A 26139-nucleotide genomic window follows, 5' to 3' on the forward strand; every position below is an offset into this window, starting at 1 on the left:
GGTATCCGTTTTTACTCTAATAAGTCAGACTTATTGATGACGAAGTAGGTAAGTGGTCTACTTGGCATTTTTATTTTTTATCCGAAAACACCGTTGATATAATTCTTAGTCATTTCGTGTTTAGGATTCTCAAAGATATCTTGTGTCAAACCGCTTTCTTTTACTTCACCTAGATACATAAAGTAAGTTTGATCAGCGATACGCTGTGCTTGTTGCATATTATGTGTTACAATAGCGATTGTATATTTCTCTTTTAAATGAAGAATAAGTTCCTCTATTTTAATTGTACTTACAGGGTCAAGTGCAGAACACGGTTCATCCATTAAGATTACTTCCGGACGAAGTGCTACAGCTCTTGCTATACACAGACGTTGTTGTTGTCCTCCTGATAAGCGATGAGCTGGCATCTTTAAATCATCTTTTACTTCATCCCATAAGAAGGCTTCCGTTAATGCTTTTTCGATTACACTTTTATCATGAGGTAGATTATTAATCTTTAGACCATAAGCAATATTGTCATAGATGCTTTTCGGAAAGGGATTCGCTTTTTGGAATACCATCCCGATGCGCTTTCTAATCTCTGTTACAGGTATAGTCTTAGAATAGATATCCATATCTTCTAACTTGATAGTTCCATTTATTTTAGCATATGGAACTAAGTCGTGCATACGGTTAAAGCTTCTTAGTAAAGTACTCTTACCACAACCAGAAGGTCCGATAAGGGCAGTTATTTTATTTTCTTCGAATTCTACACTTACATTTTTTAAAACTTGTTTGCTTCCAAAGCTAATATTTAAGTTCTCAGCAGATAATTTAGTTTTCATTTTTTCTGAATTTATAACGGATATAAAATGCGCTTAAGTTTAATAGGAACACTACGATAATCAACACTAATGCTGTTCCATAAGCGATAGGTCTTACTTCTTCTATTGACTGATGTTGCGTCGATAGCATATATAAGTGATAAGGCAGAGCCATAAACTCCTGGTTTAGGTATCCATTCGTATCACTGATATAAAACGCAGCTCCTGTGAATAAGATGGGAGCTGTCTCTCCTGCTGCTCTTGATAGGGTTAATACTACACCTGTTAGAATACCTGGTACTGCAGAAGGAATCACTACATCTTTAATAGTCTCAAATTTAGTAGCTCCGACTGCTAGTGCTGCTTCTCTTGTACTATTTGGTATTTGCATTAATGCCTCTTCTGTAGTTGTGATAATATATGGAAGTGATAATAGTCCTAATGTTAATCCAGCAGCTAGTAAAGAAGTTCCTAGAGATAATGTTTGAACAAATAAGGCTAATCCGAATAGTCCATAGATAATAGAAGGAACACCTGATAAATTACGTATAGCTGCTCTAATCGTTCTAGTCAGCCAGTTGTTTTCTGCATATTCATTTAAGTAGATCGCACAGAATACACCGAATGGAATACTGAATAAAGCCGTGATAAGGGTAATAAGCACTGTACCTATAATCGGTGTAAGAATACCTCCTTTAGTCATTCCTTCTTTAGGAATAGTAGAGATAAACTCCCAAGACAAACTTCCTATTCCCTTTGTCACAATCTCTAGGATGATTACAACAAGGAAAAAGCACACGATAAGAGTAGTTCCTACTAATGTTCCCCATTCTACGATAGAGGGTAGTTTTAGTTTATTATGCTGCATGGTATTTTCTTAATCTATTTATAAAATATTCTCCTACTAGGTTTGCGATAAGTGTCATGAAGAACAAGACTGTCGCTAGAGCGTATAACCCATAGTAGTGTGTAGTTTGATAAGGAACTTCTCCCATTTCGATAGCGATAGTCGCCGTCATTGTTTTTACAGAATCAAAGAATCCAGTAGGTATTAACGCCGCATTACCTGTTGCCATTAGTACAGTCATGGTCTCTCCGATGGCTCTACCTACTCCTAACATGACTGCCGAGATAATACCTGGAGCTGCTGCGGGAAGGATTACTTTGCGAAGAGTCTGCCATTTAGTAGCGCCTACACCATAGCTTGCTTCTTTATATGTTTTTGGTACTGCATGTATAGCATCTTCTGCAATCGTAATAATAGTAGGTAGTGCCATTATCGCTAGTAAGATAGCTCCATTTAGGGCATTAAGACCATTAGGTAAACCTGCCATATCAGCTAAGCCAGGGCTTACCACTACAATTCCTAAGAAACCAATAACTACTGAAGGAACTGCAGCTAACATTTCTATAGCTGGTTTTAAAATATTCTTTAGTCGTGTACCAGCGTATTCAGATATAAATGCAGCTGTACCAATTCCTAGAGGAATAGCGATAAGCATCGCTCCTAAGGTTACTATGGTAGTACTTAGTATAAGAGGGAGCATTCCATATACAGGGTTCTTTGCTGTAGGATTCCATTCCATCCCTGTGATAAAATCAAGGGGCTTTACATCCATAAAGAAGGAAATAGAATTGTATATTAACATGGCTAATATTCCTCCTAATAAACAAAGCACTAAAAGACCAGTCGCTTTAAAGATGTATTTAAAAGTAACATCTAATCCTATTCTAACGTTATATTTCATATTATGGTCGTTCTATTATATAATAACCGTGTTCTTTGATCAGTTGTTTTCCGATCTCACCGTTTTCAAAGTCAATGAATGGTTTTACCTTTTCCCACGAATCTTCTAAGATGAACTGATACAGTGGTCTCTGGAAGAAGTATAGACTGTTATTGATTGCATTGGAGTCTATAGGAGAATAAGCTTGTGAAGTAGGAGTTTCTTTAATACTCAATATCTTTACAGTAGGATTAGTAGCTGTCTCGTGAGAGATATAACCTGCACCTACATAGCCTATCCCAGATTTGTCCGTTTTAATACCTTCTAAGATTTGAGCATTTCCTGTCATTTCTTTAGCTGCATTAGAAAACTCTATCTTTAGCTTCTTCTTAATAAAGGAGTGTGTACCTGAGCTACTCTGACGTCCATAGATATTAATAGGTAAGTCTACAGAAGTAAGTTCTTTCCAATTGGTGATTTCTCCTTTCATTATTTTAGCTAAAGTTTCAAGATCTATTTCTTCTATAGGTAGATCCTTATGTACTACAAAGGCAGTAGCATCTTCAGCAAATATGACAGTACGAAGCTTTATATTCTTGTTTTCGAACTGTGCAATCTCTTTGTCTGATAAAGGGCGAGAAGAATTAGCGATGTCAGCTTGACCATTTAGTAAAGAGGTAATACCAATACCAGAACCACCACCAGAAATAGCAATACTAAAGTCAGAATCTATTAGAGTGTATTTCTCTGCTAGGTTTACTGCTAAATTTACCTCTGTGTCAGAACCTTTCATCTTGATAGAATGATCCTTGTCTCCACAGGAAAGTAATAATAAAGAAGAAAAAATAACTAGACTTTTTCTCATAGATAAATAGTGTTTTTTCATTGAGACAAAGTACCTCTGTGATTGTGACCTATAGGTTACTGGTATGTTATCAAAGGGTTAAGGAGGGTTATTTATTAATAATATAACAGATGTGACAAAAAATCAGTTATCTCTTATTAATGATAGGGGTAAATATTGAAAGTTAATAATTTTTTAGGGACTTTCTCATTTTGCGCAATGAAATTGCAGTATTGATTAAACTTTTTAATGTTACTATAAGGTTAATATTTAAGGAAGGTTAAACATAGGTAAATAGAATCCCACTTTATTCCTTTACAAATCCTACACTATTACTTAAGAAAGCATCTTCAATAAAATAGAAGTAAAGTTCTAATTCTCTTTCATGACATAAGGTTTATCTATTTACTTAAAATGAGAACCATCTTTAACACAATAATTTACTTTATAAATACACTGATTTAATTAGTGAAAATACAACTATTTGTTAAAGTATAATGCTCTATTTGAATGTTATGTTTTTAAAGAGTTTAAAAGAAATAATCCTAAGGTGATATTTGATTTATTTAAGTTTATAGGCATTTTACTATTGTTATCTTATTGTTTTAAATAGATTAAGGGATTGTTGTTTTGTAGTAATTACTTAATGTTTATTTAATTCTTTACAATGCAAGCTAAAGAATGATTGGCAGTACGTTTAGAACATAAAAACTAAACATTTGTAATTATGAAGAAATTTAAGGTCTGTTGCTACATAGCATTCCTATTTTATTCAGGTTTTCTTGTCGCTCAAGAAAGTAAACCACCAGTAAGTTCTCCTCTTATTTCTATTGTCATAGAACAGGATGAGACTTTAGGAAAAGTAGTAACAGAATTAGCGAGCAAAGTTGCTGCTAAGGTGAACATTGAGGATTCTACTTTAAAAGAGACTCCTTTAATCGCCTATGAAGGCAAGGCTGCTAGACTTCAGGATATACTAGAAGTAATCGCTATGCAGACGGGGTATACAGTGAATTATGCCAATGGGGTAATTACAGTAAAGAATGACCAATTCAACACACATTTAGAAGACATCACTCTTGTGGCTATTGGTTATGGAGACAAAAAGAAGCAGAATATTACTACCTCTGTAACAGAAGTAGATACTAGAGCTTTAAAAAACAGGCCTCTTTCTAACGCTGTGTCTGCTTTACAAGGAACTACTCCAGGTTTAAACATTACCAATTCAAGTGGTAAAGAAGATGCTGAAGCGAATATTAATATTAGGGGATTTAACTCTGTTAATGGAGGTGGACCGTTAGTATTAATTGATGGAGTAGAAGGAAGCCTTTCTAATATTAATCCAGATGATATCGAAAGCATAAGTGTATTAAAGGATGCTGGTGCCGCTGCAGTATATGGTGCTAGAGGTGCCTTTGGGGTAGTGCTTGTTAAAACAAAGAACCCAGGTGTAGGAGAAATAAAGGTAAGTGTTAACTCTACGATGAATATACTTTCTCAAACGCAAAATACGGACTTTGTAACTGATCCTTATTTAGCGGCTAAGATTGTTGACCAAGCTTTTATTACAGGTAGTGGGCGAAGTTATACAGGGTATAACGAATACGATTATGAACAATTAAAAGCAGTCTCAGAGAATCCTGCATTAGCTCGTGTTGAAATCCAAAATAGAAATGGCCGTGATCAATATGTACATTATGGTAGTACAGATTGGTGGAATTACTTCTGGAAGGATACGAGATATTCTTATATCAATGATATCAGTATTTCTGGAGGAAGCGAAAAGGTCAAAGGTTATTTTTCGTATAGAAACTATTCTGCGGATGGATTATTGAAAGTACAGGATGATAAGTATAAGAAAAATAACTTAAGAGCTAAATTTGATATTAAAATTAATGATTGGATTAGTTTTAGTACGAACAATCAGTATTTTAAATCTTCTGACTTAGTACATGGTGGAACACAGTATGGATGGAGAGATCCATGGACAAGTGAAATGTTGGTACACGCTTTACCTTCTTATGTTCCAGTGAATCCTGATGGAGGAGCGCTATGGCGTACTGAGTTAAATAATTACACTATCGGAGATGGATATTTTGCGTCTTTACTACATGGTAAATCAAATAGAACTGCTGTAAGAGATGAGTTTTCGACGATTAATGCATTTCATTTTAAACCACTCAAAAACTTAGACGTTCACGCTAGTTATGCTTACAAGAAAAATACTAGAGATATTAACGAACGTTCTACTTTAATTCCATATTCTATTCTTCCGAATCAGATTCAATACTTTGGAGAGAATAAATTGAATGTAAATGAGACCATAGAGGATTACAATGCTCTAAATATTTATGGACAATATCGTTTAGACTTTGGAGATCATAATTTTGATTTCATGGCAGGATATAACCAAGAATATTTTAAAAATGATAATAGAATCATGAGTATTCAGAACCTAATCTCTGATGATTTAGATAATCTAGGTTTAGGATCTTCTAATCCTACTGTAGTTGGTAGTGCTTATGAATGGGCTTTAAGAGGGTATTTTTATCGATTCTCTTATGATTATGCAGGGAAGTATCTTTTAGAGCTTAATGGTCGATATGATGCGACGTCTAAATTCCCTAGTGAACAGAGATGGCAATTCTTTCCCTCTGTTTCTTTGGGATGGAATGTTGCGAATGAACCTTTCTTTAAACGCACATTCGGTTTTTGGAACCAATTTAAGATACGTGCTTCTTATGGAGAGTTAGGTAACCAAGCTATAGGTGCTTATGCTTATATTCCAACATTGAATAAAGCTATTGATAAGGGGTATGCATTAGATGGAGCATTGTTAGAGTATATGCAAGCACCTTCTTTAAACCCGAGAGACATTACTTGGGAGACAGTAGCTACTTCAGATATCGGTTTTGATCTAGGTTTTTTCCAAAATAAACTGAATGTTAGTTTTGATTATTTTCAAAAGGACATAGATGGGATGTTAACCAAAGGTAGAACACTACCAGGTGTATTAGGAACAGAATCTCCACGCGAAAATGCCGCTGATCTAAGAACTAAAGGATTTGAAGTCTCTTTGGGATATAATGATTCGTTTAAATTAGCAGGTAGTGATTTTAATTATTCTGTATCAGCAGGTTTATCTGATTCTAAGACCAAGATTACGCGCTTTGATAACCCTACAGGGTTACTGACAGATTATTATGTAGGTATGGAATTAGGAGAGATTTGGGGATATTCAGTAGAAGGATTGTTCTCTAGTCCAGAGCAAATCGCTAATCATGCAGATCAATCTCGTGTATCTGCTCATATCATAGCTAATGGAGGACTACAACCTGGAGATGTTATGTTTAAGGATTTAAATGGAGATGGTATAGTAAGTGAAGGAGCAAATACTTTAGAAAATCATGGAGATATGCGTAAGATCGGAAATACAGCTCCTAGGTATCAGTATAATTTCCGTTTAGCATTTGATTGGAAAGGAATTGATTTTTCTGCATTCTTCCAAGGAGTAGGAAAACAAGATTGGTATCCTGATACGGATAGTAGAATGTTCTGGGGACCTTATAACAGACCTTATAATTCATTTATTCGTCAAGATTTAGCGAATGATATTTGGACTCCAGAGAATACAGATGCCTATTTTCCACGTCTAGTAGGATATACATCATTAGGAAGTAATAGACAGTTAGGTGTACAGAATGATCGTTACTTACAAGATATTTCTTATTTACGTCTAAAGAATATTACATTAGGATATTCTCTTCCACAGGATCTAGTAAAGAGAGTAAAGATGGATAAAGTAAGAATTTATGTGAGTGGAGAGAACCTGTTTACATTTACTAATTTAACGGATTATATCGATCCTGAAGCAGCTAGTAATTCTTTTGACTTTAATAGTCCAAACTCTGCTCGTAAGCGCACTAATGCACAAAGTTTTCCATTCTCCAAAATTATCTCTTTTGGGGTACAACTTAATTTCTAAACAATTAATATGAAAAGATATAAAATACTTGCCATACTCTTGGCAGCAGGATTTTTGGGTTCTTGTAGTGAAGATTTCTTAGAGAGAGATCCGATATCGTCTGTGACAAGTGAGAACTTCTTTAAAAAAGAAAGTGACTTAATTCTTTTTACTAATTCTTTTTACAGAATGTTTCCAACTACCTCTATATATAATGGTGATTATAGAACCGATAATATTATTCAAAATATTTTATCTGATGAAATGAGAGGAGGGAGAGTCGTACCTCCATCTGGAGGCGGATGGTCATGGAATAATTTGAGAGATATTAACTATTTCCTAGTCAATTTTGAAAAGGTAGGAGACGAGGCTCTTATTAAACATTATGGAGGAGTAGCGAGATTCTTTAGAGCTTATTTTTACTTCGAAAAAGTGACGCGTTTTGGAGATGTGCCATGGTATGATTATTTATTAACGGCAGAGGATGAGGCCGCTTTACAAAAGCCACGTGATCCACGTAAGCTAGTGGTAGATAATATGTTGAAAGATTTGGATTACGCAATCGAGAATATGCGTTCTACTAAAGATGTATATAGAGTATCTAAATGGACTGCTCTTGCCTTAAAAGCGCGTATAGGCTTATATGAAGGAACCTATATGAAGTATAGAGGCTTACCTGGATATGAGACTTATTTAGAACAAGCTTATCAAGCAGCAGAAGTATTAATAAAAGAATCTGGTTATAAAGTTTTCTCTACAGGAAATCCAGATAAAGATTATCAGAATTTATTTGCTTCTCATAAGGCTATTGGTGATGAGATTATTCTTGCTAGAGAGTTTTCTACAGAACTGAATGTTCGTCATAATGTGAATTACTATACAGTAGCAGCTTCGTATGGTAGACCATCTATGCCAAAAGATTTGATTAATAGTTACTTAATGAAAGATGGTAGCCGTTTTACAGATCGTTCAGATTATAATAAGATGTTATTCCAAGAAGAAGTAAAAGATAGAGACTTGAGATTGAGTCAGACTATACGTACTCCTGGTTATACCAGAATTGGAAGCACTATTCAGCTAACACCTGATTTTTCTGCAGCTACTACAGGTTATCAGTTAATTAAATATGTCGCAGAAGCACAGTACGATACGAATAATGCATCTATTGTTGATTTGCCACTATTTAGATTTGCAGAGGTTTTATTAGTATATGCGGAAGCAAAAGCAGAATTAGGAATTATTGATCAGAGTGATTTAGATCTATCTATAAATATGCTTAGAAAGCGTGTCGGAATGCCTGATATGGTAATGGCAGAAGCAAATGCAAAACCGGATGCTTATTTAGCTAAACAATATGTAAATGTAAACGGAGCTAATAAAGGATTACTATTAGAATTAAGACGAGAGAGACGTATAGAGTTATTTATGGAAGATCATAGATGGGATGATATTGTACGTTGGAAAGAAGGACAAAAGTTAGTTCAGAATATTGAAGGAATGTATTTTAATGGCCCAGGTAAATATGATTTGGACAACAATGGTAAGACAGATATTTACCTATACGAAGGCTCTAGACCAACAGAAAACGTACAAGGAGTCTATTATGCTAAACTAGGATCTGATATTCATTTAAATCAAAATAATAGTATAGATCCATTTCCTAATAATAAGAATAGAACATGGAATGAGAATAAAGACTATTTATACCCTCTACCTATACAAGAACTTCAGTTAAATACGAATTTAAAACAAAATCCAGGATGGTAAGATCTATATTACTAAGCGTCCTATTTATAGGGACTAGTATTTTTGCTCAAGAGAAAGAGCCTCAGACTTTAAAGGCAATGACTTTTAACATTAGGATGGATACTCCTAATGATGGTATAAATCAATGGAGCAATCGAAAAGAATGGGTTGCAGAAGTTGTCTTTTTTAATGATGTGGATATTGTTGGTATGCAAGAAGTACTTCATAACCAGTTAGTCGATTTAGAAAATTTACTTCCACAATATGACTATGTAGGAGAAGGAAGAGAAGGGGAAACGAAAGGAGAGTACAGTCCTATCTTTTACCTAAAGGATAGGTTTAAAGTTTTAGAAAGTGGAACATTTTGGTTATCAGAAACACCTTATGAAAAGGGAGTTAAGTCTTGGGATTCTTCTTTACCTCGTATAGCTACATGGGCTCGTTTTGAAGATAAAAAGTCAGGAAAAACATTTATCCATCTAAACACCCATTTTGATCATAGGGGTAAAGAGGCTCGTCAACGAAGTGTTGAAGTTATTAATCAGGAATTAGCTAAAATCACTAAAGGAGAAACAGTGGTATTCACAGGTGATTTTAATTTACCTCCAACAGACTTACCTTATCAGAAGATAATAGAATCAAAGTTTGTCGATACTAGAGATGCAGCAATGTATCGTTCAGAATTAGGTTATACGCATAATGCTTGGAAAATAGAAGCTCCTAAATCAAGTAGAATTGATTATATTTTCTTGAGAGGGTTTGACTTAGCTCCTATTAAGTATAGAGAGCTAGATATTCAGCGAGGACCTTTATTTGCCTCTGACCATTATCCAGTCTTCACAGAGTTTAGATGGGTAGAATCAACTACCAAAGCATCAAAAAAAAAAGTGAAGTAAGAGTTCTTAATTACAATGTACATCATTTTGCAGCAGCTTATGATAGCTATCATAAGATAGATCTTAATTCATTAGCTGCTGTAATCTTAAGAGACGAAGTAGATATCGTTACTTTACAAGAAGTAGATGTACATACTATGCGCTCAGGTCAATATTTAAATCAAGTAAAAGTTTTAGCAGAAAAAACAGGAATGTTTTATGCTTTTGGTAAGACAATAGATTATGAAGGGGGCGATTACGGCATTGCTATCCTGTCTAAATTTCCTATTGTAGAACAACATTTCTATAAGTTACCTTTTGTGGATAACAAGGAAGAAAAACGAAGTTTATTAGTATGTAAAATAGATGTAGGTGAGGCACAAATGATAAATATAGGAACAACTCATCTGTCTAGCTCTAATGAACAAAGTCGTGTATTACAAACGAAACGCATAGCAGAATTACAAAGAGAGTCTGCTTTTGATTTTCTGACAGGGGATCTTAATGCAGAAATAAATTCTAAATCAGTAGAACAACTTAAAACGACTTTTGATTTAGAGACCCGATTTATGAATCAGATGACTATTCCAGCTTATAAAAGCGATAAGAAAATAGATTTTATGATTAGATCAATTAATAGTACAATAAAAATCATTCGTCAAGATACTTATCAGATGAATGCATTATCAGATCATAATTTAATGATTAGTGATATTACCTTATAAAGTACTTTAGTATAGTCACAAACAAAAACACTCCTTATAAGCATAAGGAGTGTTTTTTTATTAAATTAAGGTTGCTTAAATAAGTAATAACTTTGCTCGAACCAATTAGCTTAGCTTCCTTAATTTAGTCCAGAATCTGTAAGTAAACTTATCAGCAAAAAGTAAGTATACACAATAGGTCTGAATTAGTGATAAAAACATACTAGAGTATTGTCTGTGAACTAATGCAGAAGTGATTATATAGAATCTCCTTGTAGAGTAAGCTACTGTAGGATCTAGATTAGTCTTTCCACCAATGATTTTTGACAAGAAATACGTTATTATGGATAGAAAATAAGCAGTGTAAATACAGCAAATAATACTAAGTGCATAATACCCATGATAGGAGTAGTACGTTTGCCTAAGAAAGTCATTAGGCTTAATAATAGGGTGATCACGAATAGAATAGTTTCTGTACTATTCATCCCAAACAATACTGTTTTGCCTGTAATTAACCCAATGATTAGTACAGAAGGCACAGTTAATCCTACTGTAGAAACGAAGGCACCATGGCACAGGTTGATAGCGCGTTGAAACTCATTGTTTAATGCTGCTTTTACTGCCGTCATTGACTCTGGGGTGAACACGATGATGGCAACTAACACACCTCCTAATAGAGTAGGGAGGTTAGCGGCTTTAATCCCGTAGTCTACTACTACAGCCATATTATGAGAAAGAAGCACGATAGGTAATATCATCCCGATTAGGATAATAGAACGTATCCATATCTCTCCTTTATTCCCTGCAGAAGTTTGGTGCTCATCTGTAGATTGAATATCTGCAATGCCTCTATCTTTATATGGAATTTCCATTGACCCTTTTTGAGGTTGTACATAGAGATGTCTATATCCTTTCATCTGAAAGAACAAGAATACAGCATAGAGAATAATAATAAATACAGCCAAGACAATAGCCTGTGTATCACTAAACATCCCTCCACCAGCACCTTGAATGAAGTTAGGTAACATTAACCCGATACCTCCTAGCATAATGATCATTGCTAAGTAAGACATTGTTCCCTGTGCATTATATTCTTGTTCACCATACTTTAGTCCACCTAATAGAATACACAGCCCTATTACTAGATTCATAATGATCATCATTACAGAGAAGATCGAATCCTTTCCAATAGTTGGGTTTTCTCCAGGGCCTAACATTACGGCAGAAATTAAAATTACCTCTATTGATACAATCGAAAGAGTAAGAATCAATGTTCCGAAAGGTTCACCTAATTTATGAGCGAGTTCATCCGCTTCTTTTACTACACCAAAAGCAGCTCCTACTATCGTAAATAGTAAGATCAAGAAAATACTAGTAGCTAATAGAGGGGATAGACTATCTCCAGTAATAGAACTTCCGAATAACATAAATAAGATGACAATCAACCATACCACAGCTAATCGAATTCTTGTTTTCGTTGGAAAAATACTCGCAAAGGATAACCCTTTGTTTACATTGTCTTGTGTCATAATCAATCTCGTTTTTTAACAGGTCAAAATTACCATCTCTATAAATTTAATAATTTATCATTTGATAAAAAAAAGTAGTTGATATGTTAAACCCAGATTCCGCATTAGCCAAATACTACAAAGCAATTCTACTTCACATCTCTTTCATTAGTTCTAAAACCATACTGTAGTATGCTTTACTCACTAATTCAGAGCTATTTTGTATAATTACTTTTCGTCTATATGTCTATCGCGGAATTTGGGTTAAAAGTGAAGTGCTTTTAGAGTGTAAGGGTACTTCTTTTTTTGCTATGATGATATAGGTGTGGCTTCTTATAAAGCTTGTATGCTATATTAGTTAGTATCTATCAAATTTTGAAAATACTTTACTACTCATTGCAGATGAATGTTTGTTTACTAAAGGGTAAGTTCATAATCAGTCCGTTATTTTGTGCAAAAAAACGGACTCACTACGGACTCATAACGGACTCACTACGGACTCAAACCGATTCGTTAAAGTAATTTATTGAAAGAAATGGTTATAGTAAATAGGCTAGAAGAAGATAAATAATTTATATAAAACGATCTTATTATTTATGAAATAGATCGAATTATAAAGTAGTTACGAGAAGGTAGCTACTTTATAATTTCTATGCTTAGTACACATTATAAAAGGTAAATGGTGTTAATTACGATACTAGTAGTTAAAATAAGGTAGTACTTCCTTAGCCAATTCATCAAGAGTTTCTCCTATATCTCGTTTTCCAAACTGTATACCTATAGCAGCATGATTTACACCTATTTCTTGCCATTTATGTAAAAGCTCTATAAGTCCTAATCTACCTGTTTTAAGAACAAAACCTCCTCTTAATGGGGTTCTAGGATAGTGAGGATCTTCATCTAACTCTATCCATTCATTTGTCATATGCGGTTTAAATGTTCCATTAGGAATTAAATCTCTAAAAGCTTTTATTTTTTGTTCTAAGTGTAAGGTATCCTCATTCGTAGTAGTAGGTCCTGGATAAGTAATCCAACCATCAGCATGAGTAGCAATCCAATCTAATGACTGTTGACTAGCACCTGTTACTAATGTAGGAATATGCTTATGCAGAGGTTTAGGGACTAAGTCTAGGTTTTGCATTTGCGTAATACTAGAGTTTATTTTAGGAGAGTCTGTAGTATGTAAGGTTTGCATATCCTGAAGAACTTCTCGGAATAATTCTCCTCTTCTTTCAAAAGATTTATTAAAAGCAGGAAACTCAGCATAGCGATCACCAGATCCAACACCTAGCAATAAGCGACCATTAGAAAACTGATCTATAGATGCTGTCGTCTTTGCCAATGAAATAGGGTGGTGTAAGGGCAATACTATACTCGCTGTACCAAGGGCAATATTTGTAGTCTGACCTGCTATATATGCTAGATAAGAAAGAGGATCATATACTTGTCCTACATCTCTAAAACTGGGGTCATACACAGGTATGTCTCTAACCCATAAAGCTGCGAAACCGCTAGTGTCTATCTGCTGTATATACTTTAGGTGTTGATTAAAAATGGCGATATTATTATTATATACCTGTAAAGGTAAAAATATACCCAAGGATAGTTTTCCTGGTGTGAAGACCTTATTGAAAGTCTTGTGGTTTTTAAAAATATTATTCATTGTTATAGGTATTTAGATATCTAGAATTATAGATATGTTGTAATATAATACTTTAATGATTGAATTGTATAGTATTGTTATAGAGTGTTTTGAATATAATTGGCTAACTCAGCAATTTTATCTTCATTGCGTTTATAGTAAGTCCATTGTCCATTTCTAGTAGAAGTAAGTAGTCCAATATTTACCATATTCGTTAAATAAGCTGAGGTGGTAGATTGAGAAAGACCTGCTTTTTTTTGGATAACACTCATGCATACCCCAAACTCGTGTACTTCAGGTTCGATGTCTTCTAGTTCAAAGAAATCGTGTGGAGTCTTAAGCCATTTTAGGATTTGTACTCTGTGTTCGTTTGATAAAGCTTTAAATAGTTCAGTCATTTCTATATATCGAGAATTTACGATACAAAGGAAATGAAAATATTTGAATTAATAAAGTATTTGTTTGCACTATATCTTAATGAATTGATTTGTATTGTGATAAATAGGATTATTTTTGTACAAAATGAGATGTAATGACCACCAAACTATTTACTTTCTTTCTATTTCTATTTATAGTTGCTTGTACAGACACTAAGCATTTAGATAATCAGCAATACGACATTTTAATCAATGAGTACTATAAGACAGGTACTGTTGAGGTAGACGATATTGGAAATATTGCAGAGCGCAAGGTGATTGGAAATATTCTTAAGGGATTATCCCATTTAGAGGTAACTGATAGTATTAATGATATTACTACTTCACTTTTTTTAGAAAGTGTATCTATGGTAGAAAAGTCTTCTAATGTAGCATTGAAGGAATGGGTGTATAGTGAGGTTGGGTTCTATTATTATTCTTATAACTATTATTACGAAGCTTCTCCCTATTTTATCAAGATTGCTAAAACTTTAGAGAATAAAGGTGTTGTATTAGATGTACAAGCAAAAAATATTTTGTTGCGTACAGCTTATTTCTTTGAGACCATGAATATGAATGAGAGCGCTATCATTTATTACAGAAAAGCTTTGGAAGAAGGGGAAAAGGAGCAGCTAAATAACAGTGCTATTTTATGGGGCTTAGGAGCAGTATATGCTAAAGTAGATAGTCTAGAGCAATCCATGCATTACTATGAATTGGCAAAAGAAACGTCCTTATCGTATAAGGACACCCTTAGATACGCCAAAAGTTTAGGAGGTATAGCATCAGTTTATCAAAAACAAGGAGATATAGAGAAAGCAGAGTTATACCTGAAAGAGGATATAGCAATTAGCCAACAATTAGGTGAGGAGAGGAATCTAATGTATAGTCAGATACAATTGGGGAAATTATACATAGATCGCAAGCAATATGATCTTGCAGAAGAAGTTTTAAAAAACTCTTATGAGATTACTAAAACTAAAAGCTACTTAGCAGGCTTTGAAAGAGAAATTATATCTTATTTACTCGATATCGCTAAGGCTCGTAGGATAGACACAGAAGAGCTCTTTTATAGAAGGGAGTTAGATCAAATAGACAGTGTGATAGAAGCTAGGGAAGGTGAAGAGGTCATTAATAAAATTAATTGGAATACTAATCTTGAGAGAGTAAACTGGGAGCTAGAGGCGGAAAAAAGCTTCTCAGAAAGAGTGAGATATCAACGACTACTCTTGCTGAGTACTACTGTTCTTCTGACGCTTATCTTGTGTATGGTGTACTTCTTTTCTAAACGAATTCTAAAGCTTCAAAAATATGCTTATGAAGGGAAGCTATTGGATTTTCAGTTATCTAAAATAAATTCAGAGAATAAGTTAAAAGAGACGAAATCATCATTAGCATCTTATCAAGTATATCTAAGTGAAAAAACCGCACAAATAGCAAAATTAGAACATGAGTTAAATAAGGCTTCTCACTCTTCTAAGGAGATCTTCAAGGAAAAGCGTCCTGCTATAGAAGAATTACTTCGTTCTCATCTGATGACAGAGGAGAATTGGGTTTTATTTAAAGAAACCTTTAGAGAAGAACAAGCAGTCTATTTTAATGAAATTATTACTCAGTTTCCTGACTTGACCGAGTCTAATCTACGCATTGTGTTGTTGCAAAAAATGGAATTGACTAATCAAGAAACTGCAAATATTTTAGGTGTAACTATTGATGCAGTTAAAAAAGCAAAACAGCGATTAAAGAAAAAATATGAAGATGATTACTCTGCTTTATTTAGTAAAGAGTAGTCTAACCGAAGTAAATAAAATACAATTTTTAAAAGCATTATCTGTATAGGTAATGCTTTTTTTTTATGTGTTAAAGGCTTCATTTTAAGGATGGTTATTTTTTGTCCACCCTATTGTCCACCCCCTTTAAACACTAGAATTTACCTACTTATAATACTTTTACCTACTGAAGCTAATTTCTGAATTTCACCACACTCAACGAATAGCATATTGTAGAGATTTTAATTTCTCTAGTCGCCTTAATAAATTGTATTTGTCTTCAATTTGTTATTGCTAAGTGTGGTTGGAATATCGTATAATTCTAACACACCACATTATGAAGAAATTTCTACTCTTATTCTTTCTAATTTTTAGCCCGATGCTCTTCGCGCAGACGAGTACCGAAGCTTTTGAAACAGAGTCAGCTGGTTCCACTAGTTTTACTGATAATGGGGTAACTTTTAATATTATTTCACATACTAGTACTTTTAATATAGTTAACTATCCGGCGACAGGCTGGAGTGGAACAGTTAATGATAATCAGTACATAGACAATTCAAATAGTGTAGGTCCTAGTAGCCCTTCTTTTTCTATAAAGACCACATCTAATTTATTTAAAGTAAATCGCTTTTGGGTATATGTAGCGGATAAGTTTACTAATCTAAATGCAACAGGATCATTGACTATCACTGGTAAGTTAAGTGGTGCAACTAAATTTACTCAAACTAAGACCAATAATTTTGTTACTTCATTAGGAAGTACTAATGGCTATACATTAATAGATTTGACTAATCTGAATGGTCAGAACTATAGTAATATAGTCATTGATGAGTTACAACTAACTTTAGGAGGTAATTATTACTATCTAGGCCTTGATGCATTTACGTGGGTGAAGGATTCTAATATAGTTACTACAGACTCTCAATCATTTATCACTACTTGGGAAGTGCCTAATGATAACGGTAGTATTAAACTCTATACAGATACTAATAAGTATAAGTATAATTATAATGTGAGTTGGGAGAATATAGATGACTCCGATAAGAAAAGTAAACCTCTACCTAACTTCAAAGGTGATTGTGTCATATCTAATCTACCTAAAGGGAAATATAGGGTAATGATAACAGGTGATTTTCCATATTTTAACGTAGCTAAGGATTTCGAAGATCCAAATGCAAAGCAGTTACTTACTGTAGAGCAATGGGGGACGCAACTTTGGAAAAGTATGCATAAAACTTTTCAGTCTGCTTCTAATCTTATTCATATAGGTAAAGATATTCCTAATCTTACTCAGGTGACAGATATGTCAAGGATGTTTGATTTTGCAATCTCTTTTAATGGAGATTTGAGTAAATGGGATGTATCGAAGGTGACTGACATGCAGTATATATTTTCCGGAGCAAGTTCTTTTAATGGTGATCTAAGCAAATGGAATGTATCTAGTTTAAAAAATATGCAGAGTATGTTTCATGCCGCAGTTGCTTTTGATGGTGATTTGAGTCAGTGGAATGTATCTAGTGCTACTAATATGATTCAAGTATTTGCTTACGCAATGAGTTTTAATAGAGATTTGAGTAGATGGAATGTCTCTAATGTGACAGATATGCAGTCGATGTTTTTAGGAGCGAGTTCCTTTAATAGGGATTTGAGTAAATGGAACGTTTCTAGGGTTATAGGTCCGTATGGTATGTTGAGTATGTTGGAATATTCAGGCATGTCTGTATATAATTATGATGCTACATTAAAAGGATGGGCTAATTTATCTACAATAAATAGTAATATGATTTTAGGAGCTACTGGATTAAAATACTGTACAGCGAATACTGAACGAGATAAGTTAATAAAAGAAAAAGGATGGAAGATAAATGGAGATATTAAATTAGGTAGTGAATATATTTTAAAAGATAAAAGTGTAGTGTATGATGGGAAGGCACATAAACTAGAATTAGAGTTACCTCATAGTTTTAGAGGTACTTATGAAATAGTAGATTCTTCAAATAATGTAGTATCTGATGCTATCAATGCTGGTATTTATACAGTACGTGCAATTAGTGAATGTGATCAAAGTGTACTTCATACTGCAACTTTAACAATTACTCCTGCTGTCTTAACAGTAACAGCTACTCCTCAGTCTAAAGTATATGGAGCAGTTGATCCTAAGCTTGATTACACAATATCAGGATTAGTAAATAATGATAAAGAGACTGATGTATTATCAGGTAGTTTATCTCGTGAGGTAGGAGAGAACGTTGGTAATTATGCTATAACTCAGGGTGACTTAAAAGCGAATGGTAATTATACATTAGTCTTTAAAGGAGCTGATTTGACAATTGGAAAAGCCCCATTAACAGTAACAGCTAATCCTCAGTCTAAAGTATATGGTTCAGTTGATCCTAAGTTTGATTATACAGTATCAGGATTACAGTTTATAGATAAAGAGACTGCTGTATTATCAGGTAGTTTATCTCGTGCAGTAGGAGAAGATGTTGGTACTTATGCTATAGCTCAAGGTGATTTAAAAGCGAATGGTAATTACGCTTTAAGTTTTACAGGAGCTGATTTGGTTATTACTCCAGCTGTATTAATTGTAAGTGCTACTGCTCAGTCTAAGATATATGGAGCAGTTGATCCTAAACTTGATTATGCGGTATCAGGATTACAGTTTATAGATAAAGAGACTGCTGTATTATCTGGTAGCTTAAATCGTATAGCAGGAGAGGATGTTGGCACTTATGCTATAACTCAAGGAACGTTAATAGCTAATAGTAATTATGTTTTAAGTTTTACAGGGGCTGATTTGGTTATTACTCCAGCACTATTAACTGTAAGTGCTACTGCTCAGTCTAAAGTATATGGAGATGTTGATCCTGCGCTTGATTATACAGTATCAGGATTAGTAAATAACGATAAAGAGATTGATGTCTTATCAGGAAGTATATCTCGCGCAGTAGGAGAAGATGTTGGTACTTATGCTATTACTCAAGGAACGCTAATAGCTAATAGTAATTACTCTTTAAGTTTTACAGGGGCTGATTTGAATATTATTCCTGTTGTCTTGACAGTAACAGTTAATCCTCAGTCTAAGGTATATGGAGCAGTTGATCCTAGTCTAAGTTATACCGTATCAGGATTAGTAAATAATGATAAAGAGACTGCTGTATTATCAGGCAGTTTATCTCGTGCAGTAGGAGAAGATGTTGGTACTTATGCTATTACTCAAGGTGATTTAAAAGCGAATGGTAATTATGCTTTAAGTTTTACAGGGGCTGATTTGAATATTATTCCTGTTGTCTTGACAGTAACAGTTAATCCTCAGTCTAAGGTATATGGAGCAGTTGATCCTAGTCTAAGTTATACCGTATCAGGATTAGTAAATAATGATAAAGAGACTGCTGTATTATCAGGCAGTTTATCTCGTGCAGTAGGAGAAGATGTTGGTACTTATGCTATAGCTCAAGGTGATTTAAAAGCGAATGGTAATTATACAGTTGATTTTATAGGAGCTAATTTGACTATTGAAAAAGCACCTATCATAGGAATGGTATTAAAAGGAGGTACTTATGTTTATGACACTAAAGAGAAATCAGTTTTACTTAGTAGTACGCTACCTATTGGGACGAAAGTAACCTATAAGAATAATAAGCAAACAGAGGCAGGTGAATACGAAGTAACTGCTTTAATAGAAGGTGATAATTATATACCATTACTTCTAAAAACAAAACTAATTATCAATAAGGCTCCCCAACATATAGAGTTTAATGCTTTATCACCTGTGTTATATGATAATTTATTACAGCTTCAATTGATAGCAAACAGTAGTGTAGACTTGCCAATAAATTATACCTATATGAATGTTGGAACTACTGTAGTAGCGACAGTGACTTCCACTGGTTTAGTCAAAGTATTGCATCCAGGTAGCGTTGTTATAACTGCTCATCAAGATGGGAATAATAATTATGAACCTGCTCAGAGTGTGAGCCAAATCTTAATAATTAAAAGTGATAAAGCTGAGATAAATAGCTTGATTATTAACGGTAGAGAAATAGGTGAATTATCTTCTAATAAATTATTTATGCTTCATTGTGACGAGATAGATAAACAAGTAGAAGTAGAGTTGGTTACTAGTGAGGGCGCTTCAGTGAATATCGGAAATCATTTCTTTATTGATACCCCTAAAGCAGGTATTTATAACAGAGAGATAGTTGTAAAGTCTCATAGTGGAACAATAACGAATAGATACATTTTATCTATAGAAAGACCTTTTAATTTTGAGGATATAGTTATACAGAAATTCGATAATACTTTATTAGTAAACAACAATCCATTGACTAATGGTGGGTATCGTTTTATGGGGTATAAATGGTTTAAAAATGGCAAGTTGATAGGTACAGAACAAGTGTACTCAGTAGGAAATCATAGAGATGATTTATTAGATATAGATGCTTTATACAGTCTAGAGTTGACTACTGATAAGGGAGAGATAATACACAGCTGTCCAGCTATGATAAAATACACACATACTAATAGTATTAAACTCTATCCAAACCCTGTAGTGAAAAATGGGGTAATGGAAATAGCACTAGATTATCCAGAGTCAAGTTTGAAAAATATTATAGGTTCTGTATATAGTTTGACAGGACAGTTTTTATTCAAAGTATCACTTGAAAATAAGATTTCAGAAGTGATATTACCAAATACTTTGGTAGAAGGTGTTTATCTTATGATTATTAAGATAGAAGGACAGAATAAAGTATTCAGATTTATGGTTAAACCTTAATTAAAAGTAAAGTGAAAAGAAAAAATATATATGGATTTATGCTTGTTGTACTAAGTTGTACAACAAGCTTTGCACAAGAGGTAGACTTTTCTATAGGAGGATACTTTACAAATAGTTTAAAAACAGACAACGATTATGATACAAATACATCATTAGGGTATCAAATAGGAGTAGGGTATCGCTATTATTTAAATTCACAGTGGAGCTTGGGAGCAGAAATAAACTATAAGTATAGTAAACTTGATTTTATACAGCGAAACGTTAAAGAGAATTGGTCTGTTATAGATATAGAAAATCATGATTATGAATTTAGATACAATAGTAAATATAGAAAAGAAAGCGTGTCTTTTAATACCTTTCAAATCCCATTAACCATACAATATGAAACTAAAGGGATAGTGAAGTGGTATATACGTTCTGGAGTAAGTATAGGTATTATAACAGGGGATAGTAAGAGTAAAATAACAATGAATGATTTGCATACATCAGGGTATTATAAAGATTGGGATGCAGAACTTCACGGACCACATTATATGGGGTTTGGAGCATTTGGGAATCAGACTCAAAAGAGAAATTTAGACCTTTCTACAAGGTATTCGTGGCTGTTAGAAACAGGAGTGAAGCAAGAACTAGGAAATAAACAAAACTTATATGTAGGTGTCTTTCTAGATTTAGGATTAACTAATTTAGTTAAAGATAATAAGAGAATAGATACACCAATTAGCCATGTAAGCAATTATGATAATCCACTAGAATATCACAGTATATGGACACAAGAAAAGTATAAAGACATAAACTTAAAAGACTATTATATCGGTATTAAGTTAAGATATTCATTTAGTCTATAATATAAGAGATTTATAAAAAAATCTCTTATCTCATTTCACCTTATCCTCACAATTTAAAATATGAATAAACCAATTACCCCAGAAACACTAAAAGAAATTGCTTTTAATGTTACATTAGAACAATACAATGATATTATTGAGAAATTGCACCATAGCGCTAGTAAAGGTCAGAAATCATTGCTGATAGATAATCTTTCTGATACTGTTCAGAGTCGATTAATAGAAGAAGGTTATAAAATAAAGCCTTATGTTAAATATCAATACGATTATCTTCTGCGTAAAAAGAGAAAAAAATACTACGTAATTAGTTTTTAGATACTTTTAAATATCAAAGGTTAGCTCTTACAAGCTAACCTTTGGTATTTAATTAAACTATATTGAAAAACAGAAATAAAATAGGATTTATTCTTCAGATTTTTGTTGTTTTGCTTTTTGACGTAGAACATATAAGTAAAGGCTTTCGACTTTATCTCTTGCCCAAGGTGTTTTTCGTAAGAATTTTAAAGAAGAGTTAATGCTAGGGTCATGAGTGAAGCATCTGATATTAATCTGATTGCCTAATTCCTCGAATCCGTTATAGTATTCTACTAATTCTTCTAGAATATCGACTAGTTTCTTTCCGTGTAATGGGTCTTTTGATACTTGCATATATCGTATATTTTAAACAAAGATAATTGATTCTATATTGATGTTATTAAGGAGGTTATTTTGTGCTTATTTATCAATAAACTCTTCTCCCCATTTTAAGAATGCTCGTAGAATAGGTTCTAGCATTTGTCCCTTATGTGTCAAGGTATAATTTACCGTAGGAGGAACAGTAGGGAGAGCATCTCTAGTGATGATATTTGTCTGTTGTAATTTTTTTAGTTCCTTGACTAACATTCGTGTATTAATATTGGGAATTTCTCTTTCTAATTCACTAAATCGTTTAGTCCCATCAAAGAGTGTAAATATGATAGGAATAGACCATTTTCCCCCAACTATTTCTAAAACATCGTGTAGGGTACATTTGTGTTCAACTTTTTCTATTTTATTTTTCGTCATAAGTGATTGGCTATGAGTAATACAGTAATTTATGGTATTACTATACAAAAGTGTTACTACTTGCAAAAGTAAAGTATTGAGCTTAGGTTTACAACTAAATTTTAAATCAAAAACATGAGATTCCGATCTATTTGTAAGATGTTGCTTATCTTAAGTAGTTTGTTTTACAGTGTTTCAATTGTTGCTCAACAACAAGATGAAGTGGTTAATAAAGACAGTGTAGTAGTTAACCCGCCTATTAATGTAGAGACATTAATAGGAAGTAGAGGAGTTACCTTTAATATGCTCCTTAACAAGAAGTTTCAGAGTTTACCTAAAGTAGGTTTCTTTAGTGTCGTAAATTATGTAGGAGAGTGGGGAGAGCCAGATGTAAAGGATAGGATGATTCAAGGACAGTTAACCTATACCGTAATGAAAGGATTAGATATAACTGCTGGGTTTCACTATGATCCAGAGTTTGGAGTTAAACCTGCAGCTGGATTATTATATAGTTGGGTTAAAAAGGATTGGGCTATTGTTCTTAATGGAAGAGTAGATATTATGTCAAAGCCTGCTTATGAAGGAATGGCCTTAGTAGAATATACTCCTAAGCTTAATGATACTTTTAAACTTTATACAAGAGCACAGGGATTATATGGATATGCAACAGAGTGGAAAGGACATTCTCGAAGTTATATCCAAGGGCGAGTAGGTCTGAGCTATAAAGAGTTTAGTTTTGGAGCTGCTGCTAATATAGATTTCTATGGTCCTTTAAAAGTAAATGAAAATAGTTTTGGAGGCTTTGTAACAATGTTATTATTCTAACTTTTCCTGATTAAAGTAAGATGTCTTCGTGATATCAGTTATTAGTCTTCTAGAAAATCCCAATTGTAATAATTGGGATTTTTGCTTTATTTATTATCTAATTTAAAAGAGTGCAAGTTATAAATTTGATGATTATTTCTATTTATTCACATTTTGTAGCTTGTTTAGTATTGCTCTAAACAAGAAAATTAAAGGTTATCATCAATAATCATAATTAGTATTTATAATTATTACAATTTTATTATTTTAAGTTATAAATGTTGGTACTTAGTCTGTTAGGTCTTATGTTTGAAGTTTTTATTCAAATCAAAGAGAGATATTATTCAGCTATTATTTAAAAAATTATAAAAAAATGTTTGCGCATTAAAATATAATCCTTTCATTTGTACAAGAATAAAAAATCAAAAAATGAGAATAAATAATTTAAATATGGTAATGTGTATGTGTAAATGCTTTTCAAAAGAGGAGTAGTCTATTCGTACGTTGTATTTAAATTAAATCAATATATAGAAGCTCCTTATTTAACGATAAGGGGCTTTTTTTATGCATTTATACTATGTTATCAAAACGATGTAAGTATGCCTTAAAAGCAATGGTGTGTCTAGCAAGAGTATATCAAAATGGGCACTTAACTATAGCTACTATAGCAGAAAAAGAAAATATACCGAAGAAGTTTCTAGAGCAAATATTACTAGAGCTTAAGAGAGTAAAGTTAGTAAATAGTAAAAAAGGACTAGCTGGAGGGTATTATTTAATTAAAGATCCTAAGGAGGTATCAGTAGCTGATTTGTATAGAATATTTGATGGGCCTATTGCATTGACACCATGTGTATCTATAAACTACTATGAACCATGTGATGACTGTGAAGATGAAGTAAGTTGTTATCTGAGAAAACAGTTTATGGAGATTAGAGATAAGACAAGAAAGAGCATGTCAGAAGCTACGCTTCAACGCTTTATAGACGGAGATTAAAAAAATTTACACCTAAAGACTACTAAAATGATAGAGATTATAGTTTATTGAAAAAAAGAATAATATGAGTTTAAAAAATCAATATGAAAAACTGCTTGAGGGTGGGTTAGAAGCCTTGTCCTTTAAAGAACAGATGAAGTATTTAAAAGAACATTTTGAATCAATAACGTTTTCAACAAGTTTCAGTTATGAAGACCAAGTTATCACCCATCTTTTAAAAGATGAAAAAGAGGTTTCTTTTTTTACACTAGATACAGGGAGACTCTTCGATCAGACTTACGATACATGGAGTCTCACTTTAGCAAAGTATAAAATTAATATTACAGCCTATTTTCCAGAGAGTAGTCTTATAGCAGAGTTTGTCAATAAGAATGGACCAGATAGTTTCTACAAATCTGTAGAATTGAGAAAAGAGTGTTGTACTATTCGAAAGGTATTACCTCTGCAGAAAGCCTTAAAGAATCAAGAAATATGGATTACAGGTTTAAGAGCAGAACATTCTCCTAATAGACAAAGCTTGACTCCTTTTGAATGGGATGAACACAATCAAATTATCAAGTTTCATCCTCTGCTATCTTGGTCTACAGAGGAAGTAACAGCGTTTATAGAGCAAAATCAGATTCCCTATAATCCACTACATAAGCAAGGTTATATCAGTATTGGTTGTAGCCCATGTACAAGAGCGATAAGAGAAGGAGAAGATTTTAGGGCAGGAAGATGGTGGTGGGAAGATGCTTCAAAAAAAGAATGTGGATTACACTTAAAACAATAGAATAAATAGTATTAACAGATATGATAGAAAACAATTATTTAGAAACTTTAGAACAAGAGGCAATTTATATTTTGAGAGAAACAGCTGCTCAATTTGAGAAACCAGCCTTGTTGTTCTCTGGAGGAAAAGACTCTATTGTCTTGGTTCACCTGGCACTAAAAGCATTTAGACCAGGTAAATTTCCTTTTCCATTAGTCCATATTGATACAGGACATAATTTTCCTGAGGCTATTGCATTTAGGGATAAGTTAGTGGACCAAATAGGAGAAAAACTAATAGTAGGAAGTGTAGAAGATAGTATTAGAAAGTACAAATTAAAGGAAACACAAGGTCGTTTTCCTTCTAGAAACTCACTACAAGCTTATACTTTATTAGATACTATTCAAGAGCATGAATTTGATGCATGCATAGGTGGGGCAAGAAGAGATGAGGAAAAAGCTAGGGCAAAAGAAAGGATATTTTCTCTAAGAGACGATTTTGGTCAATGGGATCCTAAGCTCCAAAGACCTGAGCTTTGGGATATTGTCAATGGGAATATGCAGACAGGGCATAATACCAGAGTATTTCCTATTAGTAATTGGACAGAGCTAGATATCTGGAATTATATTAAAGCAAATGATATTGAATTGCCAGGATTGTACTTTGCTCATGAACGTGAATGTATTGAGTACAATGATAAATTAATAGCTCTTTCTAGTTTTACTCCAGCTGTTGAAGGAGAAAAAGTAGTCAAATCATCTGTGCGTTATCGCACTGTAGGAGATATGACTTGTACAGCAGCAATAGCTTCTAATGCTATAACAGTAGACGATATTATTGAGGATATAAAAAACTCAAGAATAAGCGAGAGAGGACAGACTAGATTAGATGATTTATTATCTGAATCAGCTATGGAAGACAGAAAGAAGAAAGGATATTTTTAA

Annotated in this window: 21 protein-coding genes; 12 read left to right on the forward strand and 9 right to left on the reverse strand. The window is 33.4% G+C overall.

Going from position 1 to position 26139, the window contains the following annotated elements; all coding sequences use genetic code 11:
- Positions 1-77 precede the first annotated feature (77 nt).
- From pstB to RT228_RS14580, 4 genes are read right to left on the reverse strand one after another with little or no spacing between them, the layout of a single operon-like run.
- Complete coding sequence (gene pstB, locus RT228_RS14565) at positions 78-824, reverse strand: phosphate ABC transporter ATP-binding protein PstB (RefSeq protein WP_006260157.1); 747 nt, start codon at positions 822-824, stop codon at positions 78-80.
- Positions 814-1671: a phosphate ABC transporter permease PstA gene (gene pstA / locus RT228_RS14570; RefSeq protein ID WP_313138726.1), complete on the reverse strand. Its 858-nt coding sequence runs from the start codon at positions 1669-1671 to the stop codon at positions 814-816. The genes pstB and pstA overlap by 11 nt, the downstream gene beginning before the upstream one ends.
- Entirely contained in the window at positions 1661-2551 is an 891-nt protein-coding gene (gene pstC / locus RT228_RS14575; RefSeq protein ID WP_006260159.1) for a phosphate ABC transporter permease subunit PstC, read from the reverse strand. The genes pstA and pstC overlap by 11 nt, the downstream gene beginning before the upstream one ends.
- 1 nt (position 2552) lies before the next feature.
- Positions 2553-3395 (reverse strand): substrate-binding domain-containing protein, encoded by an 843-nt coding sequence (locus tag RT228_RS14580; RefSeq protein WP_006260160.1) that lies wholly within the window; start codon positions 3393-3395, stop codon positions 2553-2555.
- A gap of 706 nt (positions 3396-4101) precedes the next feature.
- Here RT228_RS14580 and RT228_RS14585 point away from each other — a divergent pair.
- From RT228_RS14585 to RT228_RS14600, 4 genes are read left to right on the forward strand one after another with little or no spacing between them, the layout of a single operon-like run.
- Positions 4102-7359 (forward strand): SusC/RagA family TonB-linked outer membrane protein, encoded by a 3258-nt coding sequence (locus tag RT228_RS14585; protein WP_006260161.1) that lies wholly within the window; start codon positions 4102-4104, stop codon positions 7357-7359.
- 9 nt (positions 7360-7368) lie between these two features.
- On the forward strand, positions 7369-9105 hold the full coding sequence (locus RT228_RS14590; RefSeq protein WP_006260162.1) for a RagB/SusD family nutrient uptake outer membrane protein: 1737 nt from the start codon (positions 7369-7371) through the stop codon (positions 9103-9105).
- Positions 9099-9980, forward strand: coding sequence for an endonuclease/exonuclease/phosphatase family protein (locus RT228_RS14595; protein ID WP_006260163.1), 882 nt, complete (start codon positions 9099-9101; stop codon positions 9978-9980). The genes RT228_RS14590 and RT228_RS14595 overlap by 7 nt, the downstream gene beginning before the upstream one ends.
- Complete coding sequence (locus RT228_RS14600; protein WP_006260164.1) at positions 9935-10684, forward strand: endonuclease/exonuclease/phosphatase family protein; 750 nt, start codon at positions 9935-9937, stop codon at positions 10682-10684. Before RT228_RS14595 ends, RT228_RS14600 begins: the two co-directional genes overlap by 46 nt.
- Before the next feature lie 320 nt (positions 10685-11004).
- Here RT228_RS14600 and RT228_RS14605 read toward each other — a convergent pair whose 3' ends face one another.
- The 3 genes from RT228_RS14605 to RT228_RS14615 all read right to left on the reverse strand — a co-directional run bounded on the left by RT228_RS14605 (position 11005) and on the right by RT228_RS14615 (position 14211).
- Positions 11005-12192 (reverse strand): calcium:proton antiporter, encoded by a 1188-nt coding sequence (locus RT228_RS14605; protein WP_006260165.1) that lies wholly within the window; start codon positions 12190-12192, stop codon positions 11005-11007.
- A 676-nt stretch (positions 12193-12868) separates the two neighbouring features.
- Positions 12869-13834, reverse strand: coding sequence for an LLM class oxidoreductase (locus RT228_RS14610; RefSeq protein WP_006260166.1), 966 nt, complete (start codon positions 13832-13834; stop codon positions 12869-12871).
- A 77-nt stretch (positions 13835-13911) separates the two neighbouring features.
- Positions 13912-14211: an ArsR/SmtB family transcription factor gene (locus RT228_RS14615; RefSeq protein ID WP_006260167.1), complete on the reverse strand. Its 300-nt coding sequence runs from the start codon at positions 14209-14211 to the stop codon at positions 13912-13914.
- 134 nt (positions 14212-14345) lie between these two features.
- Between RT228_RS14615 and RT228_RS14620 the strand changes: the two genes are divergently transcribed.
- The 4 genes from RT228_RS14620 to RT228_RS14635 all read left to right on the forward strand — a co-directional run bounded on the left by RT228_RS14620 (position 14346) and on the right by RT228_RS14635 (position 21938).
- Positions 14346-16019: a tetratricopeptide repeat protein gene (locus tag RT228_RS14620; RefSeq protein WP_006260168.1), complete on the forward strand. Its 1674-nt coding sequence runs from the start codon at positions 14346-14348 to the stop codon at positions 16017-16019.
- 316 nt (positions 16020-16335) lie between these two features.
- Positions 16336-20775: an MBG domain-containing protein gene (locus RT228_RS14625; protein WP_115283924.1), complete on the forward strand. Its 4440-nt coding sequence runs from the start codon at positions 16336-16338 to the stop codon at positions 20773-20775.
- Positions 20776-20813: 38 nt separating this feature from the next.
- Entirely contained in the window at positions 20814-21623 is an 810-nt protein-coding gene (locus RT228_RS14630) for a porin family protein (RefSeq protein WP_006260393.1), read from the forward strand.
- 60 nt (positions 21624-21683) lie between these two features.
- On the forward strand, positions 21684-21938 hold the full coding sequence (locus tag RT228_RS14635) for a hypothetical protein (RefSeq protein WP_006260392.1): 255 nt from the start codon (positions 21684-21686) through the stop codon (positions 21936-21938).
- Positions 21939-22025: 87 nt separating this feature from the next.
- Here the strand turns inward: RT228_RS14635 and RT228_RS14640 are convergent, their stop codons facing one another.
- Entirely contained in the window at positions 22026-22271 is a 246-nt protein-coding gene (locus RT228_RS14640) for a VF530 family DNA-binding protein (RefSeq protein WP_006260391.1), read from the reverse strand.
- 66 nt (positions 22272-22337) lie between these two features.
- Entirely contained in the window at positions 22338-22667 is a 330-nt protein-coding gene (locus tag RT228_RS14645) for a winged helix-turn-helix transcriptional regulator (protein WP_006260390.1), read from the reverse strand.
- Positions 22668-22781: 114 nt separating this feature from the next.
- On the opposite strand from RT228_RS14645, the gene RT228_RS14650 reads away from it, so the two are divergent.
- The 4 genes from RT228_RS14650 (at position 22782) to cysD (ending at position 26139) form a co-directional block, all read left to right on the forward strand.
- The gene (locus RT228_RS14650; protein WP_006260389.1) at positions 22782-23471 is read left to right on the forward strand and encodes a hypothetical protein; all 690 of its coding nucleotides are present in this window, start codon (positions 22782-22784) and stop codon (positions 23469-23471) included.
- Between the two features lie 556 nt (positions 23472-24027).
- The gene (locus tag RT228_RS14655) at positions 24028-24444 is read left to right on the forward strand and encodes an RrF2 family transcriptional regulator (RefSeq protein ID WP_073144814.1); all 417 of its coding nucleotides are present in this window, start codon (positions 24028-24030) and stop codon (positions 24442-24444) included.
- 64 nt (positions 24445-24508) lie between these two features.
- Positions 24509-25216, forward strand: a complete 708-nt coding sequence (locus tag RT228_RS14660) for a phosphoadenylyl-sulfate reductase (protein ID WP_006260387.1) — start codon at positions 24509-24511, stop codon at positions 25214-25216.
- Positions 25217-25236: 20 nt separating this feature from the next.
- Positions 25237-26139 carry a sulfate adenylyltransferase subunit CysD gene (gene cysD / locus RT228_RS14665; RefSeq protein WP_006260386.1) on the forward strand — a complete coding sequence of 301 codons (903 nt, stop codon included), beginning with the start codon at positions 25237-25239 and terminating at the stop codon, positions 26137-26139.

The sequence above is a fragment of the Myroides sp. genome, from assembly GCF_032073645.1.
GTDB lineage: Bacteria > Bacteroidota > Bacteroidia > Flavobacteriales > Flavobacteriaceae > Flavobacterium > Flavobacterium odoratimimum.

Excerpts from the sequence above, each read along its gene's own strand:
- RT228_RS14660 (WP_006260387.1), top strand. The coding sequence starts at position 24,509 with ATGAGTTTAAAAAATCAATATGAAAAACTGCTTGAGGGTGGGTTAGAA.
- RT228_RS14585 (WP_006260161.1), top strand. The coding sequence starts at position 4,102 with ATGAAGAAATTTAAGGTCTGTTGCTACATAGCATTCCTATTTTATTCA.
- RT228_RS14635 (WP_006260392.1), top strand. The coding sequence starts at position 21,684 with ATGAATAAACCAATTACCCCAGAAACACTAAAAGAAATTGCTTTTAAT.
- pstC (WP_006260159.1), bottom strand. The coding sequence starts at position 2,551 with ATGAAATATAACGTTAGAATAGGATTAGATGTTACTTTTAAATACATC.
- RT228_RS14640 (WP_006260391.1), bottom strand. The coding sequence starts at position 22,271 with ATGCAAGTATCAAAAGACCCATTACACGGAAAGAAACTAGTCGATATT.
- RT228_RS14610 (WP_006260166.1), bottom strand. The coding sequence starts at position 13,834 with ATGAATAATATTTTTAAAAACCACAAGACTTTCAATAAGGTCTTCACA.
- RT228_RS14625 (WP_115283924.1), top strand. The coding sequence starts at position 16,336 with ATGAAGAAATTTCTACTCTTATTCTTTCTAATTTTTAGCCCGATGCTC.
- RT228_RS14605 (WP_006260165.1), bottom strand. The coding sequence starts at position 12,192 with ATGACACAAGACAATGTAAACAAAGGGTTATCCTTTGCGAGTATTTTT.
- RT228_RS14655 (WP_073144814.1), top strand. The coding sequence starts at position 24,028 with ATGTTATCAAAACGATGTAAGTATGCCTTAAAAGCAATGGTGTGTCTA.
- RT228_RS14600 (WP_006260164.1), top strand. The coding sequence starts at position 9,935 with ATGGGTAGAATCAACTACCAAAGCATCAAAAAAAAAAGTGAAGTAAGA.
- RT228_RS14620 (WP_006260168.1), top strand. The coding sequence starts at position 14,346 with ATGACCACCAAACTATTTACTTTCTTTCTATTTCTATTTATAGTTGCT.
- RT228_RS14580 (WP_006260160.1), bottom strand. The coding sequence starts at position 3,395 with ATGAGAAAAAGTCTAGTTATTTTTTCTTCTTTATTATTACTTTCCTGT.
- pstB (WP_006260157.1), bottom strand. The coding sequence starts at position 824 with ATGAAAACTAAATTATCTGCTGAGAACTTAAATATTAGCTTTGGAAGC.
- RT228_RS14630 (WP_006260393.1), top strand. The coding sequence starts at position 20,814 with ATGCTTGTTGTACTAAGTTGTACAACAAGCTTTGCACAAGAGGTAGAC.
- RT228_RS14645 (WP_006260390.1), bottom strand. The coding sequence starts at position 22,667 with ATGACGAAAAATAAAATAGAAAAAGTTGAACACAAATGTACCCTACAC.
- RT228_RS14590 (WP_006260162.1), top strand. The coding sequence starts at position 7,369 with ATGAAAAGATATAAAATACTTGCCATACTCTTGGCAGCAGGATTTTTG.
- RT228_RS14595 (WP_006260163.1), top strand. The coding sequence starts at position 9,099 with ATGGTAAGATCTATATTACTAAGCGTCCTATTTATAGGGACTAGTATT.
- cysD (WP_006260386.1), top strand. The coding sequence starts at position 25,237 with ATGATAGAAAACAATTATTTAGAAACTTTAGAACAAGAGGCAATTTAT.
- pstA (WP_313138726.1), bottom strand. The coding sequence starts at position 1,671 with ATGCAGCATAATAAACTAAAACTACCCTCTATCGTAGAATGGGGAACA.
- RT228_RS14615 (WP_006260167.1), bottom strand. The coding sequence starts at position 14,211 with ATGACTGAACTATTTAAAGCTTTATCAAACGAACACAGAGTACAAATC.
- RT228_RS14650 (WP_006260389.1), top strand. The coding sequence starts at position 22,782 with ATGAGATTCCGATCTATTTGTAAGATGTTGCTTATCTTAAGTAGTTTG.